General features: G+C 66.5%; 16 protein-coding genes. 10 read left to right on the top strand and 6 right to left on the bottom strand.

The genetic code is table 11. The features are described from left to right. The first annotated feature begins 45 nt into the window (after window positions 1-45). The 3 genes from RBJ75_RS25700 to RBJ75_RS25690 all read left to right on the top strand — a co-directional run bounded on the left by RBJ75_RS25700 (window position 46) and on the right by RBJ75_RS25690 (window position 1,455). On the top strand, window positions 46-501 hold the full coding sequence (locus RBJ75_RS25700; RefSeq protein ID WP_044404849.1) for a tRNA (cytidine(34)-2'-O)-methyltransferase: 456 nt from the start codon (window positions 46-48) through the stop codon (window positions 499-501). Window positions 502-511: 10 nt separating this feature from the next. Continuing rightward, window positions 512-1,144, top strand: a complete 633-nt coding sequence (gene queE, locus RBJ75_RS25695; RefSeq protein WP_044404852.1) for a 7-carboxy-7-deazaguanine synthase — start codon at window positions 512-514, stop codon at window positions 1,142-1,144. A gap of 92 nt (window positions 1,145-1,236) precedes the next feature. Beyond that, complete coding sequence (locus tag RBJ75_RS25690; RefSeq protein WP_044404855.1) at window positions 1,237-1,455, top strand: DUF2158 domain-containing protein; 219 nt, start codon at window positions 1,237-1,239, stop codon at window positions 1,453-1,455. Window positions 1,456-1,519: 64 nt separating this feature from the next. On the opposite strand, the gene RBJ75_RS25685 is transcribed toward RBJ75_RS25690, so the two are convergent. From RBJ75_RS25685 to RBJ75_RS25670, 4 genes are read right to left on the bottom strand one after another with little or no spacing between them, the layout of a single operon-like run. Continuing rightward, on the bottom strand, window positions 1,520-2,776 hold the full coding sequence (locus RBJ75_RS25685) for a CCA tRNA nucleotidyltransferase (protein ID WP_276156621.1): 1,257 nt from the start codon (window positions 2,774-2,776) through the stop codon (window positions 1,520-1,522). Then, on the bottom strand, window positions 2,773-3,036 hold the full coding sequence (locus RBJ75_RS25680) for a DUF6111 family protein (protein ID WP_044418178.1): 264 nt from the start codon (window positions 3,034-3,036) through the stop codon (window positions 2,773-2,775). The genes RBJ75_RS25685 and RBJ75_RS25680 overlap by 4 nt, the downstream gene beginning before the upstream one ends. Further along, entirely contained in the window at window positions 3,033-3,698 is a 666-nt protein-coding gene (locus RBJ75_RS25675) for a CoA pyrophosphatase (protein WP_044418182.1), read from the bottom strand. The genes RBJ75_RS25680 and RBJ75_RS25675 overlap by 4 nt, the downstream gene beginning before the upstream one ends. A gap of 8 nt (window positions 3,699-3,706) precedes the next feature. Then, window positions 3,707-4,318, bottom strand: coding sequence for a DUF1285 domain-containing protein (locus tag RBJ75_RS25670; RefSeq protein WP_044418176.1), 612 nt, complete (start codon window positions 4,316-4,318; stop codon window positions 3,707-3,709). Window positions 4,319-4,640: 322 nt separating this feature from the next. Here RBJ75_RS25670 and RBJ75_RS25665 point away from each other — a divergent pair, with 322 nt between their 5' ends. From RBJ75_RS25665 to RBJ75_RS25650, 4 genes are all read left to right on the top strand, one after another. Continuing rightward, window positions 4,641-5,645 (top strand): AAA family ATPase, encoded by a 1,005-nt coding sequence (locus RBJ75_RS25665; protein WP_044418174.1) that lies wholly within the window; start codon window positions 4,641-4,643, stop codon window positions 5,643-5,645. Further along, window positions 5,645-6,589, top strand: coding sequence for a DUF58 domain-containing protein (locus RBJ75_RS25660; protein WP_044418172.1), 945 nt, complete (start codon window positions 5,645-5,647; stop codon window positions 6,587-6,589). The genes RBJ75_RS25665 and RBJ75_RS25660 overlap by 1 nt, the downstream gene beginning before the upstream one ends. Next, window positions 6,586-9,402 (top strand): DUF4159 domain-containing protein, encoded by a 2,817-nt coding sequence (locus tag RBJ75_RS25655; RefSeq protein ID WP_044418170.1) that lies wholly within the window; start codon window positions 6,586-6,588, stop codon window positions 9,400-9,402. Before RBJ75_RS25660 ends, RBJ75_RS25655 begins: the two co-directional genes overlap by 4 nt. A 118-nt stretch (window positions 9,403-9,520) precedes the next feature. Further along, window positions 9,521-11,584: a membrane protein gene (locus RBJ75_RS25650; RefSeq protein ID WP_044418168.1), complete on the top strand. Its 2,064-nt coding sequence runs from the start codon at window positions 9,521-9,523 to the stop codon at window positions 11,582-11,584. Window positions 11,585-11,850: 266 nt separating this feature from the next. On the opposite strand, the gene RBJ75_RS29535 is transcribed toward RBJ75_RS25650, so the two are convergent. After that, complete coding sequence (locus tag RBJ75_RS29535; RefSeq protein WP_044414348.1) at window positions 11,851-12,054, bottom strand: tautomerase family protein; 204 nt, start codon at window positions 12,052-12,054, stop codon at window positions 11,851-11,853. 394 nt (window positions 12,055-12,448) lie between these two features. Next, window positions 12,449-14,020 carry a histidine--tRNA ligase gene (locus tag RBJ75_RS25640; protein ID WP_411194484.1) on the bottom strand — a complete coding sequence of 524 codons (1,572 nt, stop codon included), beginning with the start codon at window positions 14,018-14,020 and terminating at the stop codon, window positions 12,449-12,451. Between the two features lie 299 nt (window positions 14,021-14,319). Between RBJ75_RS25640 and RBJ75_RS25635 the strand changes: the two genes are divergently transcribed. The 3 genes from RBJ75_RS25635 (at window position 14,320) to RBJ75_RS25625 (ending at window position 18,073) form a co-directional block, all read left to right on the top strand. Next, window positions 14,320-15,066, top strand: a complete 747-nt coding sequence (locus RBJ75_RS25635) for a sensor histidine kinase (protein WP_044414344.1) — start codon at window positions 14,320-14,322, stop codon at window positions 15,064-15,066. Between the two features lie 114 nt (window positions 15,067-15,180). After that, complete coding sequence (locus RBJ75_RS25630) at window positions 15,181-16,527, top strand: aspartate aminotransferase family protein (RefSeq protein ID WP_044414355.1); 1,347 nt, start codon at window positions 15,181-15,183, stop codon at window positions 16,525-16,527. Window positions 16,528-16,615: 88 nt separating this feature from the next. Further along, window positions 16,616-18,073 carry an EAL domain-containing protein gene (locus RBJ75_RS25625; RefSeq protein ID WP_044414341.1) on the top strand — a complete coding sequence of 486 codons (1,458 nt, stop codon included), beginning with the start codon at window positions 16,616-16,618 and terminating at the stop codon, window positions 18,071-18,073. The last annotated feature ends 1 nt before the right edge of the window (window position 18,074 follow it).

Here is an 18,074-nt window from a genome sequence, read left to right as displayed (position 1 = left end):
GATGATAGTCCATAAGTTCATGGCGAGCGGACAGGCCACTGCCAGATGCGGATTGCGCTTTACCAGCCCGACATTCCGCAGAATACCGGGACTATCCTGCGACTCTGCGCTTGCCTGAATGTCGAGGCGCATATCATCGAACCTGCCGGTTTTCCGGTCTCGGACCGGCATTTCCGCCGTGCCGGGATGGACTATCTCGATCAGGTGACGATCGTGCGTCACGATTCCTGGTCGAAATTCGAGGAATGGCGCCAGGCGGAAAATGACTGCCGGCTGATTTTACTTACAACCAAAGGCCAACAGCACTATCTCGATGTTCAGTATCGCAGCTCGGACGTCGTGCTGCTGGGGCGCGAATCCGCCGGGGTGCCGGCCGATGTGGCCGCCGCGGCCGACGCGCGGGTGGTGATTCCGATCCAGGCCGGGCTGCGATCGCTCAATGTTGCGATGGCCGCCGCCATGGTGCTGGGCGAAGCGTTGCGCCAGACCGCGCCGAGATGAAGGACTGATAGTGAGTTACGCGGTAAAGGAAATATTCCTGACGTTGCAGGGCGAAGGCGCTCATGCGGGCCGCGCCGCGGTGTTCTGCCGGTTTTCCGGCTGCAATCTGTGGAGCGGCCGCGAGCAGGATCGCGCCGGTGCCACCTGCAAATTCTGCGACACGGATTTTGTCGGCACCGACGGCACGCTGGGCGGGCGCTATCCGGACGCCGCGCAACTCGCCGATGCGATCGCCGGGCAATGGATCGGCTCCACCTCGGATCGCTACGTGGTGCTGACCGGCGGCGAACCGCTGCTGCAACTCGACGCCGCGCTGATCGATGCGCTGCATGGCCACGGCTTTGCAATCGGCGTGGAGACCAACGGCACGATCGAACCGCCCGCCGGCATCGACTGGCTCTGCGTCAGCCCCAAGGCCGGCGCCGAATTGCGGGTGCGGCAGGGTCACGAACTCAAGCTGGTCTATCCGCAGCAGGATGCGCCGCCCGAGCAATTCGAAGCCCTCCGCTTCGAACGGTTCTCGCTGCAGCCGATGGACGGACCGGACGCCGTCGACAATGCCACCCGCACGATCAATTACTGCTTGCGCCATCCGCAATGGCGGATGAGCGTGCAGACGCACAAGACGCTTGGGATTCGCTAGCCGGCGATCGGCCGCGGCCTCTTGGCCGTATTCGGCCCGTCATGACGAAGCGCTAGGTTGTCTATGTGCCAACCCATTTGAAGGAACGAATCATGGACCTGAAACCAGGCGACGTCGTCATTTTGAAATCCGGTGGCTTGGCGATGACCGTCGCCGAAGTCCACAAGGACTCCGTCGCATGCATGTGGATGGGCGAAGAAGGCGATCTGTTTCGCGAAACCTTGCCGCTCGCCGTCATCGAACGCGCCGAAATCGAAATCCTCGATGACGACGATGAGGAGAGCGACGAAGACGACAGCAAGGTCGCCTGAGCCGCCACGACGGTCGCCGGCACAGGACCGGCGGCCGGCTCGCGCGTCACAGCGGTGACCGGCCTTACAGCAGATGGTCGCGCGCGAACCGCGCGGCGGTCTGATCGGCGATGGCGCGCAGCGCCGGCGGATCGAGCGGAAAATCCGCCGCCAGCCAGGCATCCTCGGCCAGCGTCAGCAAATGCCCGAGCACCGGCCCCTGGGCGAAGCCGCGGCTGATGAAATCGGCAGCCTTCAGCGGAAACACCGGGGCGCGCCAGCGCTGCGGCAGCGCGATCGCCGCGCGCCACGGCGCCGGATCGGCGGCGCGGCCGGCGCGCGCCCAGGCCAGCATCATGCGGTCGTGGAATCGCGGTTCGCCGAGCCGGTACAGCCGGCGCCGCGCGGTGGCGTCGTCCATGCCGGCCAGCCGCCACCAGCGATGCCCCATCGAATCCAGCCGTTTGGTCTCGACCTTCGACAGCCGTAGCCGTTGCGCCAGCCGGCGCGCGTCCTCGGTGACGGCGACCGCGAGCGCGCCGAGCCGGCGCACCGGGTCGGCATCGAGCCCGAGCGCGCGCTCGGCTGCGATCATCGCGGCGAACGGTCCGAGAAACGCCACGCCGCCGAACACCGCCAGCAACAGCCCGGCCTCACCCATCGCCACCACCGAGGCCAGCGCGCCATCGGCCACCATCAGCTTCAGCATTTCCATCCGGATCCGCTCGGCCGACAAGGTCGACAGCCCGGCGCGGCCGCGAATGCAGGCCAGATAGGCGGCGCGGTCGGGCTCGCCCGCCCCATAGGCGGCGTGGATGCGGAAAAACCGCAGGATGCGCAGATAATCCTCGGCGATGCGCTGGTCCGGATCGCCGATGAAGCGCACCCGCCGCGCCGCGATATCGTCGAGCCCGCCGACGTGATCGTGCACCACGCCGTCGGCGGAAACCGACAACCCGTTGATGGTGAAATCGCGCCGCTGGGCGTCGCGCACCCAGTCGCGGCCGAACGCGACCTTGGCCTTGCGGCCGAAGGTCTCGACGTCCTCGCGCAGCGTGGTGACCTCGAATGGCTGGCCGTCGAGCACCAAGGTGATGGTGCCATGCTCGAGCCCGGTCGGCACGCTCTTGATGCCGGCCGCCTTGGCGCGGCGCACCACCTCGCCGGGCAGCGCGGTGGTGGCGATGTCGACGTCGCCGATCGGCAGCGCGAGCAAGGCGTTGCGGACCGCGCCGCCGATCACCCTGGCCTCTTCGCCGTCGCCATTGAGCAGCGCCAGCATGCGCGCGGCCGGCCCCGATTCAAGCCACGGCGCGGAGGTGAGCAGCGGCCGTTCGCTCATTTCTCGGTCCCTGGCACAAGCCTGCCGTTTTCGAGATGCGCCGGCACATAGGTCGATTTCGGTGGCGCGCCCGAATAATGCACCAGCAGCAGCATGCTGATGACGGTGAGCAGCAGCGCCGCCAACACCAGCCAGCCGATCACCGGAAGCGGCCACGACGTTCGGTGCAACACCACGGAACGGCTGGCGAACAGGAACGCCGCGTACAGCACGAAGGGAATCAGGAAGATGGCGACTTCAGTCAGAATAGGACGGATCATGGCAGGCAAATTCGCTCATAAAGCATGCGCAGGATTCCCGCGGTCGCGCCCCAGATATAGCGCTCGGCGAACGGCATCGCGTAGTAGGAGCGCATCGCGCCGCGGAATTCCTTGCTGTGCAGCTGGTGATTGCCCGGGTCCATCAGGAAGGACAACGGCACCTCGAAGGCATCGTCGACTTCGGATTTGTTGATGGTCAGCACGAAGCCTGGTTTGATCCGCGCCACCGTCGGCAGAATCCGAAAGCCGAACGCGGTGCCGTACAGATCGAGATAGCCGATCGGATCGACGAAGGAACGGTCGAGACCGACCTCCTCCTCGGCCTCGCGCAGCGCCGCATCGAGCGGCGACAGGTCGGTGGCGTCGATCTTGCCGCCTGGAAATGCGATCTGGCTGGCGTGATCCTTCATATGCGCGGCGCGCATCGTCAGCAGCACGGTCGGCTCGTCGTGCTCGATCACCGGGATCAGCACCGCGGCCGGCCGAATCGGCAGCTCCTGGGCGATCATCTGCAGCATCCGGTCGTTGCCGTGATCGCCGGTATGCGGAACGATGCTGGCGTCGGTCAGCCCCGGCGGCACCTCGAAGCGCAAGCGCTCGCGAGCGCGGGCGAAAAACTCAGCCGAACGGATGCTGCCGGCGGCAGGATCGGTCCTCAACATCGGCTCGTTCAATGCGCTTCCCTCATTTGCTCCGCGTCGGCCATCGCGAAAAAGGCGCCGCCGGAAGCAATCCCGAACATCGGACGGCCATCGACCACCCGCTCCTCGCCCATGTCAACCAGATCGTAATACAGAGCCCGCGTCACCTTGGCCCAAAGCTCGGCGCGAACATGCAGATAGGGCGTCAACCCGCCATCAGCCGCGGCCGCAAAGCGCAGCTGATGCGCCGAATCGCAGCTCACCCAATCATCGACATTGGTGCGGAACCGAAGCAGAGGGCCGTCCGAATCCGCGTCCTTGATCATCTCGACGGCGAGAAACGGCGCGTCCTCGACCTGGATCCCGACCTTTTCCACAGGCGTCACAAGAAAGTGCTTGCCGTTCTCGCGCTTCAGAATGGTGGAGAACAGCCGCACCAGAGCCGGCCGCCCGATCGGCGTGCCGAGATAGAACCAGGTGCCGTCGCGGGCGATCCGCATGTCGAGATCGCCGCAGAACGGCGGATCCCACAGATGCACCGGCGGCAAACCCTTGCCCGACGCCGAGGCCGCGGCGGCATCCCGCGCGGCCGCGGTCAGCCCATCGAGGGTTTGGTTTGCAGTCTGCCCTTGCTTCGCCATGGTTTACCCTGAGTTTGATCGCCTGAGATTGGCACGATTGATGCTTTTTGCACGATCGATCCGATATGTTGAACGTTGCGCATTGCCGCACATCGTGGAGAGCGCCGTGAGTCCGGCGTCGCTTGTGTCAACTCTCCACATCGTGATGCGGTTCACGATCCGCGAGGCCCATACTATCGGGAAAGTTTTGGTCAACGAATCCATGGCCTTCGCTTGGCTCCCGCAAGAGCCTAGCATGCGCTTGGCGACAGCACGACGCCACCGCCTCGGATGGCGACAGGGTCGGATGACGACAGGTCGGATGACGACAAGGAGAGACGGGATGGCCGGCGCAGACAGTATTGAAAAGCTCGAAGACGTCATCGTGCGATCGGCCGAGCAGGTGGCCGGCGAGATTCGCGCCGCGCGCGACGCCATCGCCAATGTGATCTTCGGCCAGGAACGGGTGGTGGAAAACACCCTGGTGACGATCCTGTCCGGCGGCCACGCGCTGCTGATCGGCGTTCCCGGCCTTGCCAAGACCAAGCTGGTGGAAACCCTGGGGACCACGCTGGGGCTCGACGCCAAGCGGGTGCAGTTCACGCCCGATCTGATGCCGTCGGACATTCTCGGCGCCGAAGTGCTGGATGAAAGCGTCGGCGGCAAGCGCTCGTTCCGCTTCATCGCCGGTCCGGTGTTCGCGCAATTGTTGATGGCCGACGAAATCAACCGCGCCAGCCCGCGCACCCAATCGGCGCTGCTGCAGGCGATGCAGGAGCAGCACATCACCGTGGCCGGCGCCCGCCACGATCTGCCGAAGCCGTTCCATGTGCTGGCGACGCAGAACCCGCTCGAACAGGAAGGCACCTATCCGCTGCCCGAAGCCCAGCTCGACCGCTTCCTGATGGAGATCGATGTCGATTATCCGGATCGCGACGCCGAGCGGCGCATCCTGTTCGACACCACCGGCGCCGACCAGACCCTGGCCAAGGCGGCGATGAGCGCCGAGACGCTGATCACCGCGCAGCGACTGGTGCGCCGCTTGCCGGTCGGCGATTCGGTGGTCGAAGCGATTCTGACCCTGGTGCGCTCGGCGCGTCCCGGTCCCGAGGCCGGCGACGCCGGCAAGCTGATCGCCTGGGGCCCCGGCCCGCGCGCCAGCCAGTCGCTGATGCTGGCGGTCCGCGCCCGCGCCTTGCTCGACGGCCGGCTGGCGCCGTCGATCGACGACGTGCTCGACCTCGCCGAACCGATCCTGAAACACCGCATGGCGCTGACCTTCGCGGCGCGCGCCGAGGGCCGGACGATTCCGGACGTGATCCGGCAGTTGAAAATCCGGATCGGCTGATGGCACAGGCGACGACGGGGCACGCAGAACAGGAGATCCTGGCAGTCCGACGCGCAGATGGCGAAAGCCGAACGCTCGCCGCGTCACTGCCACGCCTGATGCTGGAAGCCCGCCGCATCGCCGCCAATGTCACCCACGGCCTGCATGGCCGCCGCCGCGCCGGCGCCGGCGAGAATTTCTGGCAATATCGCCGCTTCGTCTCCGGCGAGCCGTCGCAGAATGTCGACTGGCGGCGCTCGGCGCGCGACGATCATCTCTATGTCCGCGAGCTGGAATGGGAGGCCGCGCACACCGTCTGGCTGTGGCCGGACCGCTCCGCCTCGATGGCCTTCGCCTCGAAGACCGCGCGCGATAGCAAGCTCGAGCGCGCATTGATCGTCACTTTCGCGCTCGCCGAATTGCTGGTCGCCGGCGGCGAACGGGTCGGCGTGCCCGGCCTGATGAACCCGACCTCGAGCAACAAGGTGATCGACAAGATGGCGCAGGCGATGCTGCACGACAGCGCCAATCGCGCCAGCCTGCCGCCGTCCTTCGTGCCGACGGCACTGGCCGAAATCGTCGTGCTGTCGGATTTCTGGTCGCCGATCGGCGAGATCCGCGCCATGCTGGCGGGGCTGTCGGCCTCCGGCGCGCATGGCACGCTGGTCCAGGTGGTGGATCCCGCCGAGGAAAGCTTCCCCTATTCGGGCCGGGTCGAATTCGTCGAGCCCGAGGGCGGCGCCATGATCACCGCCGGCCGCGCCGAGACCTGGGCCGCCGACTATGTGGCGCGGGTGGCGCTGCATCGCGACCAGATCCGCGACGAGACCGGCAAGCTCGACTGGTTGTTCTCGACCCACACCACCAGCCGGTCGGCCGCGGAGCTGCTGCTGTTCCTGCATGCCGGCATGATGGTCAACAAGGGCGCCGAGCGCGCCGGCGTCAAAGTGGGACGCGGCGCATGATGGGGCTCCCGCTGTCCTTCGCCGAACCGCTGCTGCTGCTCGGCCTGGTCGCGCTGCCGGCGCTGTGGTGGCTGCTGCGGGTGATGCCGCCGCGGCCGCGGCGGGTCGATTTTCCGCCGACCCGCCTGCTGTTCGAGATCGCCCCGAAGGAAGAAACCCCGTCGCGCACGCCGTGGTGGCTGACCGCGCTGCGGCTGCTCGCCGCCGCCTTGGTGATCTTCGCGCTGGCCGGGCCGATCTGGAATCCGCAGACCGGCACCGCCCAAAGCAAGGCGCCGCTGGTGATGCTGCTCGACGACGGCTGGAGCGCGGCGGCGAGCTGGGACGCGCGGATCACCGCCGCCGATCAATTGATCGCCGAGGCCGACAATGCCCGGCGCAGCGTCGCGCTGGTGCCGCTGTCGGAACCGCTGCGCGAGGCCACCTTGATGCCGGCCGGCACCGCGCGGGTGGCGCTGCGGCAGCTGACACCAAAGCCCTATGCCGTCGATCGGGCGGCGACGCTGCCGGCGATCGGGCGGTTTCTTCAAGCTACCGGCGACGCCGAGCTCGTCTGGCTCAGCGACGGCGTCGACACCGGGCGCGGCGACGAATTCGTCGCCGGGCTGGGCAAGCTGATCGGGGATCGCACCCTGACCATCGTCGAAGGCGGCGCACCGCCGACCCATGCGCTGGCCGCGGCCGAGAACGCCGCCGCCAAGATGACCGTCAAGGTGCTGCGCGCCGCGACCGGCGGCATCGACGCCGGCGTGATCCGCGCGCTCGACCAGAAGGGCGCGCCGATCGGCGAAGCGCGCTACAATTTCGCCCCGCAGGATCGCGACACCGAGGCGTCGTTCGAGCTGCCGGTCGAATTGCGCAACGACATTTCGCGGCTGGAGATTGCCGGCGAGCGCTCGGCCGGCGCGGTGCAACTGCTCGACAAGCGCTGGCGCCGCCGCGCCATCGGCATCGTCTCGGGCGCCAGCAGCGACACCGCGCAGCCGCTGCTGGCGGCAACGTTCTACCTGACCCGGGCGCTGGCGCCGTTCGCCGATGTGCGCACCGGCGGTCGCGGCGCGCCGCAGCTGGCGATCGCGCAGTTTCTCGACCAGAAGCTGCCGATGATCGTGCTGGCCGATATCGGCGCGCTGTCGCCGGAGATTCGCGAGCGGCTCAATGCCTGGATCGACCAAGGCGGCGTGCTGGTGCGGTTCGCCGGTCCGCGGCTGGCGCAGCAGACCGACGACGATCTGGTGCCCGTGAAATTGCGCAACGGCGACCGCAGCCTCGGCGGCAGCCTGACCTGGGAAAAGCCGCAGCATCTGGCGTCGTTCGCCGATGACGGGCCATTCGCCGGGCTCGCGGTGCCGAAGGACGTCACCGTCAACCGCCAGGTCCTGGCCGAACCCGACGCCGCGCTGGCGACCAAAAGCTGGGCCTCGCTGGTCGACGGCACCCCGCTGGTGACCGGCGAACATCGCGGCAAGGGTCTGGTCACCCTATTCCATGTCAGCGCCGATATGCGCTGGTCGGATCTGCCGATGTCCGGCACCTTCGTCGAAATGCTGCGACGAATCGTCGATCTATCCGGCTACACCTCCAAACCCGGTGCCGGCGTCGCTGCTGACGCCACGGCCGAGACGGTGGCGCCATTACGCACGCTCGACGGTTTTGGCGCCTTCGGCCCGCCACCCTCGACCGCCAAGCCGCTGCCGGCCGATTATCGCGACCGCGCCAGCCTCGATCATCCGCCGGGCTTCTACGGCCCCGCCGATGGCCCGCTCGCGGTTAACACCCTGGCGGCCGCGGATCGCTTGGCGCCGCTCGACAGTTCTGCGTTGAATGCGCGTCGCGCCAGCTATACCAGCGCCGAGCCGCGCGACCTGCGCGGCATGCTGCTGTCGGCCGCGCTGGCGCTGTTCCTGATCGACGCCGTGATCGTCGCTTTGCTCGGCGGCGGCTTGGCGGCGCTGCTGCGCCGCCGCGTGGCGCCGGCCGCCTTGGTGATCGCGCTGGCGCTGTCGGCGCTCGTCGCCGCGCCCACCCTGGCGCGCGCCGACGCCGCCAGCGACGAATTCGCCATCAAGGCGGTGGCGCAGACCCGGCTGGCCTATGTGATCACCGGCAATGCCGACGTCGATGCAATCGTCAAGGCCGGGATGACCGGGCTGACCCTGTTCCTGGCGCAGCGCACCGCGCTGGAAGCCGGCGAGCCGATCGGAATCGACCCCGCCCGCGACGAATTGGCATTCTTCCCGCTGATCTACTGGCCGGTGATCGCCGGCGCGCCGAAGCCGCCGCAGGACGCCATCAACCGCATCGACGCCTATATGAAACAGGGCGGCACCGTGTTGTTCGATACCCGCGACGCGATCGAGGCGCCGCCCGGACCGAACGGCGAATCCCAGACCCCTGGCATGCTGGCGCTGCGCACCATCCTGTCCTCGCTCGACGTCCCCGAACTGGAGCCGGTGCCGCGCGAGCACGTGCTGACCAAGACGTTCTATCTGCTGCGCGAGTTTCCCGGCCGCTTCATCTCCGGCCAGACCTGGGTCGAAGCGCTGCCGCGCCAGGACAATGACGAGGCCGCGTCGCGGCCGGCGCGCGGCGGCGACGGCGTCTCGCCGATCATCATCACCTCGAACGATCTGGCCGGCGCCTGGGCGCTGCGCCCCGACGGCCAGCCGATGCTGCCGCTGACGCCGGGCGAGCCGCGGCAGCGCGAATACGCCTTCCGCGCCGGCGTCAATATCGTGATGTACACCCTGACCGGCAACTACAAGGCCGACCAGGTCCATGCCCCGGCGCTGATCGAGAGGCTGGGACAATGAGGAAACAAGAAATGTTCAGCCGTCATCGCGAGCGAAGCGAAGCGATCCAGGGCCCCGAGGCCGGACTGGATTGCTTCGTCGCAAGAGCTCCTCGCAATGACGATGGAGCTAGTGCCTGATGCAATACGGCATCGCCTTCGCGCCTTTGGTTCCGACGCTGGTGCTGTGGATCGCGCTGGCCGCTATCGCGGTGATCGCGGTGCTGCTGCTGCTCGGCCGGACCCGCGGCGCCTGGGTGCGGCTTGGCGCGCTGGCGCTGATCCTGCTGGCGCTGTCGAATCCGTCGTTCACCCGCGAGGACCGCGAGCCACTATCGTCGGTCGCCGCCGTGGTGATCGACAAGAGCCCGAGCCAGAATTTCGGCGAGCGCAATCGCGAGACCGCGCAGGCGAAGGAAGCTCTGGTCGACCGGCTGAAGCAGATCAAGGGCCTCGAGGTCCGCGTCGTCGAGGCCGGCCAGGCCGACGGCGAGACCGACGGCACCAAATTGTTCGGCGCGCTCGGCACCGCGCTGGCCGACGTGCCGACCGATCGCGTCGCCGGCGCCTTCCTGATCACCGACGGCCGGGTCCACGACATTCCGCCGAACGCCGCGGCGCTGGGCTTCCAGGCCCCGGTTCATGCGCTGATCACCGGGCGCAAGGACGAGCGCGACCGCCGCATCGCGATCGCCGCCGCGCCGCGCTTCGGCATTGTCGGCCAGCCGCAGACCATCACCTACCGGCTCGACGATCAGGGCGTCAGCGGCCAGCGCGCCAAGGTGACGGTGCGCCGCGATGGCGACGTTATCAATGAGCGCACCGTGCTGAGCGGCCAGACCGTCAATGTCGACATCGACATCAAGCATGCCGGGCCGAACATCGTCGAGATCGAAGCCTCGCCGATGGAAAACGAGCTGACGCTGGTCAACAACCGCGCGGTGGTGGCGATCGACGGCGTGCGCGACAAATTGCGAGTGCTGCTGGTGTCGGGCGAGCCGCATGCCGGCGAACGCACCTGGCGCAATCTGCTGAAATCCGACGCCAGCGTCGACCTGGTCCACTTCACGATTCTGCGGCCGCCGGAAAAGCAGGACGGCACCCCGATCAATGAATTGTCGCTGATCGCGTTTCCGACCCGCGAATTGTTCCAGCAGAAGATCAACGAGTTTCAGCTGATCATCTTCGACCGCTACGCCCGCCAGGGCGTGCTGCCCACGGTGTATTTCGACAACATCACCCGCTATGTGAAGAATGGCGGCGCGGTGCTGGTGTCGGCCGGTCCCGACTACGCCTCGACCACCAGCATCTGGCGCACCCCGCTCGATGCGGTGCTGCCGGCGGAGCCGGTCGGCGTCACCGAGAAGCCGTTCTACGCGCATCTCAGCGAGGCCGGCAAACGCCATCCGGTGACGCGCGGGCTGGAAGGCTCCGGCTTCGAGCCGCCGCATTGGAGCCGTTTCTTCCGCACCGTCGACACCCGCAATCCGATCACCCCGCCGGTGATGACCGGGGCCGACGGCAAGCCTTTGCTGCTGCTGTCGCGCTATGGCGAGGGCCGCGTCGCGCTGCTGCTGAGCGACCAGATCTGGCTATGGGCGCGCGGCTATGAGGGCGGCGGGCCGCATCTCGACCTGCTGCGGCGAACCTCGCACTGGCTGATGAAGCAGCCCGACCTCGACGAGGAGGCGCTGCGGCTGTCGACCCAGGGCAAGGATCTGGTGGTGTCGCGCCAGACCATGGCGGACAGCGTGGCGCCGGTGACGGTGACCTCGCCCTCCGGCGCCACCCGCGAGCTGACATTGACCGCCAGCGAACCCGGATTGTGGCGCGCCGCCACGCCGGCCGACGAACTCGGGCTGTGGCAGGCCAGCGACGGCGCCTTGAAGGCGCTGATCAATGTCGGGCCGATCAACCCCAAGGAGTTTTCGCAAGTCACCTCGACCACCGACACGCTGGCGCCGCTGACCCAGGCCACCGGCGGCGATTCCAGGCGGATCGCCGATGCCTCCGGCGTCACGCTGCCGCGGATCATCCCGGTGCAATCCGCCAGCGTGTTTCGCGGCGACGGCTGGCTCGGGCTGCGGATGCGCGACGCCAGCGTGGTGCGCGGCGTCGGCGTACTGCCGATGTTCTCCGGCCTGATCGGCCTGCTGCTGCTGCTCGGCGCCTTCGCGGCGACTTGGCTGCGCGAGGGAAGGTAGCGCATGGCGCAGCCGGATTGAGCTGACCACGTCCCGATCGGTCATTCCGGGGCGCGAGCAGCGCCAGCTGCGAGTGAGCCCGGAATCCATAACCCCTGGCCTGGATTGGAACGACGGCATCACCACACGCAGCGCTGCGGCGTATGGATTCCGGGCCTGCGCCCCAAGCGGGGCGCATCCCGGAATGACGAGCTTTGACGTCATTCAATGCGACAGCTCGGTCAATGCGACAGCTCGCTTCGCATTGGCGCTGCCGGCAATGGCCGCTACTTCGCCGCGGCGGCCTTGCGCTCGACGAAGGTCTGGCCGCCCTTCATCTTGTGCTTGAGCGGCGCCTCATTGATCTGGATCACCACGGCCTCGGCGTCGACGCCCAGATGCGTCACCAGCGCCTTGGTGATGTCGCGCATCATCGCCGCCTTCTGCTCGTCGCTGCGGCCCTCGGCCATGTTGACGGTGATCTCGGGCATTGGTCTCTCCCTGTTGTTATTCTGTGTTGTTACTTCTGGCGTGCCGCAAGCACCGTCCTCATCCTGAGCAATCTGACGAAAAGAAACCACTAAAATCAAGCTTGATTTCGTCATTGCGAGCCCAGGACGGCGCAGCGCGCCGTCCGACAGCGAAGCAATCCAGGGACATCAAGCACGGACTGGATTGCTTCGTCGCAAGTGCTCCTCGCAATGACGACGTGGAAGGCCTCGTTTTGGTGATCGCTTCTTCGGTCAGACTCTGAGGAGCCCGGCGCAGCTCGAAGAGCGAAGCCGGGCGTCGCAAAGGATGAGCCGAACATCCTCATGGTTCGAGACTGCGCTGCGCGCCTCCTCACCATGAGGGGCATCGCGCGGCCTCAGTCCATGAGGGCCATCATCCCCATTTAACCCCGTGCTTGTCGAGGATCTTGCGCACCGTGTCGAGCAGATCGCTCTGTGGCACCTTGTGCTGCGCCTCGGCCTGCTTCTGCAGATATTCGTCGCGGTCCTTTTCCAGCGACGCCAATTCGGCGCCCAGGATCAGATCCTTGACGATGATCTGCGGCCCGGCCGGATCGTTCTTCTCGTCGGAGCCCTGGATGATCACGCAAGGCGCGTTCCGGCGATCGGCGTATTTCAGCTGATTGCCCATATTTTTCGGATTGCCGAGATAGAGCTCGGCGCGGATGTTGGCGGCGCGCAGCGTTGCCACCATCTTTTGATAATCGGCGACGCGGTCGCGGTCGAACACGGTGACGACGACGGGGCCGGCCTGCGGCCTTGTATCCAGCTTGCCGAGCAGCGTCAGCGCCGCCTGAAGTCGCGACACGCCGATCGAGAAGCCGGTGGCCGGCACCGGCTCGCCGCGAAACCGCGACACCAGCCCATCATAACGCCCGCCGCCGCCGACCGAACCGAACCGGACCGGGCGGCCCTTTTCGTCCTTGGTTTCGAGCAGCAATTCAACCTCGTAGACCGGGCCGGTGTAATATTCGAGGCCGCGGACGACGGAGGTGTCGATGCGGATGCGCTTGCTTCCATATCCCGCGGACTGTGAAAGCTCAGCAATCTGCTCTAGTTCATCAAGCCCTTGAGTGATGAGATCAGAACCTGAAAAGTGCGCGCGTAGCTTTCGGACCGTCGCATGATTTGTGATGGGCGTCGCGTCCACACCGTTCTCTTGGGTCAATTGCGTCTTGAAGGTGCCAGAAGCAGGATCAACAGCGCCTTTCACGAATACCGAATCGCTAAGAAGCCAATCTGGGAGAGCTTTGGGATCTTCAACGTCAAATGTGGATCCCACCAATGTCATGACTTCATGAATTTCGTCTTGAGCCAGTTCTGCCCCCTTGGTGAAATCGCCTTTTCCTTCTTCACCACCGTCCCATCGGCCTGTGCCCAGCAGCTTGCGTATCTCATCGACCGGAAACTTATCCAGCTTGTCAATCGCCCTTAGCACCGTGAGCCTGCGTCCCGCATTCTCATCACCACCCAGCCCGATGCTCTCCATCACCCCGTCGAGCACCTTGCGGTTGTTGACCTTCACCACATAGCTGCCGCGCGGCACGCCGAGGGCTTCCATCGTGTCGGCCGCCATCATGCACATTTCGGCATCGGCGGCGGGCGAGGCAGAGCCCACGGTGTCGGCGTCGAATTGCATGAACTGGCGGAATCGGCCGGGGCCGGGCTTTTCGTTGCGGAACACCCAGCCGTTGCGATAGCTGCGATAGGGCAGCACCAGCTTCTCGGTGCCGTAATTCTCCGCCACATAGCGCGCCAGCGGCGCGGTGAGATCGTAGCGCAGGCTGATCCACTGCTCGTCATCGTCCTGGAACGAGAACACGCCTTCGTTGGGGCGATCCTGGTCGGGCAGGAACTTGCCCAGCGTGTCGGTGTATTCGAAGGCCGGGGTCTCGACCGGCTCGAAGCCGTAGCGCTCATAGACCTCGCGGATCTTCTCCACCATCGCTCGCGTGGCGGCGATCTCGGCGGGGCCGCGATCGGCCAGCCCGCGCGGCAGCCGGGCGCGGAGTTTTTGCGGTTTTTTGGGTTTTTCAGCCATTTTTCATCAATCTCGCTCTGGTCCGGGGTGGTACCAGCGCCGGCGCGCAGCGGCAAGGCGACGTTGGGCTCCCTCCTGCGCCGGATGGAACCCGCAAGGCCCCGTCGGCCTATGTCCGGTGCCGGAAAATGCCCTGGTGCCGCCGGATAAACGTGCTAGCAACGGGTCACAAATGAGAGGAAGTCCTCCGGGGCTAGGTGACCATGACTGCCCCGACGCACCCGCAAGGGGTCCTGCAGGCCGAGAATGCCGGTCTGCGCTTGCTGCTCGAACAGGCCGGCATCGACGCCCGGGCGCTGCTGGCTCAGGCCGGCATCGAGGCGCGCGAGCGTGAGGCCGCCGACAAGCTGCAAAAGCTGATTCTGGAAGAGCTGCACCACCGCATCAAGAATACGCTGGCCACGGTCGGCGCGATCACCTCACAGAGCCTGCGCAACGCCACCAGCATCGAACACGGCCAGCAGGCGATCGCCGGGCGGCTGATGGCATTGGGCCGCGCCCATGACCTGCTGTTGCAGGCGCGCTGGACCGCCGCCAGCCTGGCCACCATCGTCCGCGGCGCCACCACGCCCTATGAGAGCCAGGACGCCGCCCGCTTCACGATTTCGGGACCGGAACTCAGCATCAGCTCGGGCGCGGTGCTGGCGCTGGCGATGACGCTGAACGAATTGTGCACCAACGCCACCAAATTCGGCGCGCTGTCGGTGCCGGGCGGACGGATCGCGATCCAGTGGAGTGTCGACGCCGAGCGGCTGCGCTTGAGCTGGACGGAATCCGGCGGTCCCGCGGTCGCGGCGCCGACCCGCCAGAGTTTCGGCACCAGGCTGATCGAGACGCTCGGCAAGCAGCTCAGCGGCAAGGTCGACCTCGCTTATGCGGCAGGCGGTTTCGTCTATACGCTGGACGCGCCGCTGGCCTCGCTGCAGGCATCTGGCCCTATGGAAATCTGACGCTGCCGCTGGCGCGTCGGGATGAAGATGATACCTTGGCGGGCATTCCAGCGCCTTGCATTCCAGCGCCTTGATTGAATCCCGACCCAGATCCCGCTTCGCATGAGGACCGCCATGTTAGACAAGAGCCAGCCCACCTCCGCCGTCAATGTGCCGAACAACCTCGATGCGTTCTGGATGCCGTTCTCCGCGAACCGCGCTTTCAAGCGTGCGCCGAAGATGCTCGCGGGCGCCAAGGACATGCACTATCTCACCACCGACGGGCGCAAGATTATCGACGCCGCCGCCGGCATGTGGTGCAGCAATGCCGGCCACGGCCGCGAACAGATCGCCTCGGCGATCGCCAAGCAGGCCGCCAATCTCGATTACGCGCCGCCGTTCCAGTTCGCCCATCCGCAGTCGTTCGAGCTCGCCAACCGGATCGTCGATCTGGCGCCGGAAGGGCTCGACCATGTGTTCTTCTGCAATTCCGGCTCGGAGGCCGCCGACACCGCGCTGAAGATGGCGATGGCCTGGCAGATGATCCGCGGCCAGGGGTCGCGCACCCGCTTCATCGGCCGCGAGCGCGGCTATCACGGCGTCGGCTTCGGCGGCACCGCGGTCGGCGGCATCGGCAACAACCGCAAGATGTTCGGCACGCTGCTCAACGGCGTCGACCATTTGCCCACCACCTATGACCGCGACAAGCAGGCCTTCACCAAGGGCGAGCCGGAATACGGCGCGCATTTCGCCGAGGCGCTGGAAGGCCTGGTCAATCTGCACGGCGCCAACACCATCGCGGCGGTGATCGTCGAGCCGATGTCGGGCTCGACCGGCGTGCTGCCGCCGCCGCAGGGCTATCTGAAGCGGCTGCGCGAGATCACCCAAAAGCACGGCATCCTGCTGATCTTCGACGAGGTCATCACCGGCTACGGCCGCCTCGGCCATGCCTTTGCGGCCGAACGCTACGGCGTGGTGCCGGACATGCTGACCTTCGCCAAGGGCATCACCAATGGCGCGGCGCCGATGGGCGGCGTGCTGGTCAGCGAGACCATCCACGACGCCTTCATGAACGGCCCCGATTACGCCGTGGAATTCGCCCACGGCTACACCTATTCGGCCCATCCTTTGGCCTGCGCCGCCGGTCTGGCGACGCTGGACATCTACCGCGACGAGAAGCTGTTCGAGCGCGCCAAGAAGCTCGAGCCGATGTTCGCCGACGCGGTGATGGGGCTGAAGGGCGAGCCGAACGTGCTCGATATCCGCACCGTCGGCATCACCGCCGGGCTCGACCTGGCCCCGCGCCCGGATGCGGTGGGCCAGCGCGGCTTCGAGGCGATGAACAGCGCCTTCCACGACAATGACATGATGCTGCGAATCGCCGGCGATACCGTGGTACTGACGCCGCCATTGATCGTCAGCGAGGACCAGATCGGCGAGATCGTCGACAAGCTGGCCAAGGTGATCCGCGCGGTCGCCTGAGCAACCTGGGATTGCGGCGGACGAAACGAGTGCACTCGTCCGCCGAATCACCCAAAGATAGCCGGATCAGCAGGGAAACCTCGCCTTAATGGTCCGCATCTCGACGATTTTCATCGCCATCTGCATGGTGCTGGTCGCAGCATCGCTCGGCATGGTGCTGTATTCGACGGCTGCATTCAGCGCCACAGAATCCGCGATCGTGGCGCTGACGACGCTGACCTTTATTGTCCTCTATAATTCGGTCGCGGCGCGGCTGCGCGACCGCTCCGACGTCGGCAGCCAGGTCGCCGATCTGTCGCGCGGCACCGCCGAACTGGCCCACCAGATCGCCGAATTCGGCCGCCGGCTCGCCGCCATCGAGGGCAAGGTGGTCTCCGCCAATTCGGCCAATCACGACCGCGTTCAGGCCGCGCTCAACGAAATCGACGAACTGGGCGGCCTGGTCAAGCAATTGGCGGTGTCGGTCGCCAACCATGAAGAGATGCTCGAAGCCGGCATCCCTGCCGCAAAGCCGGCTGCGGCCGAACCCGATAGGCCGGCGCAAGCAAGCGAGGCCATTGCCGCGCCGAGCGTCGGGCAGCCCGTCACAACTGCCGCCACAACTGCCGCCGCGCCGGCGCCCGCGCAGCGCGACGCGGCGCAATTGCTGGCCATCATCCGCAACGCGGTCGAGGCCAATCGCATCGATATCTATCTGCAACCGACGGTAACGCTGCCGCAACGCAAGGTGCGGTTCTACGAGGCGGTGACCCGGCTGCGCGACGACGGCAATCTGGTCGTCACCGCGGATGAATTCATCCCGACCGCGCAATCGGCCGGGCTGATGGGGCAGATCGACCATGCGGTGATGCTGCGTTGCATGCAGGTGTTGCGCCGGCTGATGGTCCGCAACAAGGAAGTCGGGGTGTTCTGCAACGTCGCCGCGACCACGCTGGCCGACCCCGACGGGTTTGCCCAGTGCCTGGATTTTCTGGAGGCCAACCGCGCGCTGGCGTCGTCCTTCGTCCTCGAATTCAAGCAGTCCATGTTCCGCAACCTCGGCCCCGCGGAGGTCGAGCATCTGGCGGCGCTGGCGCAGCGCGGCTACCGCTTCTCGATCGACCACGTCACCGATCTGCGCATCGATCCGCGCGAACTGGCCGATCGTGGCGTGCGTTACATCAAGGTGCCGGCGATGCTGCTGCTCGATCCGCGCGAATATCCGGCCTCCGACATTCATCCGGCCGACTTGTCCGATCTGCTCGGCCGCTTCGGCATCGACCTGATCGCCGAGCGGATCGAGGGCGAGCGCGCGGTGGTCGATCTGCTTGACTACGATGTGCGCTTTGGGCAGGGGTTCTTGTTCGCGGCGCCGCGCCCGTTGCGGCCCGAAGCCGCGCCCGCCTCAGCGGCCGCCCCCAACATCTCACAACCGGATTCCCGAGCCCCCCATCATGACGCAGGCAAGCCCCCGCAGATCGAGTTCTCCCGGGAGGCCGGCCGGATCGATCCGCCCCGCCTCACCGGCAATGCCGCGCTGGCGCGCCGCGCGAGCGGCCCGGGCTGAG

This window comes from Rhodopseudomonas sp. BAL398, from assembly GCF_033001325.1.
GTDB lineage: Bacteria > Pseudomonadota > Alphaproteobacteria > Rhizobiales > Xanthobacteraceae > JARJEH01.
The sequence above is the reverse complement of the archived record's forward strand: the minus strand, read 5'-3'. Positions and strand labels throughout refer to the sequence as shown.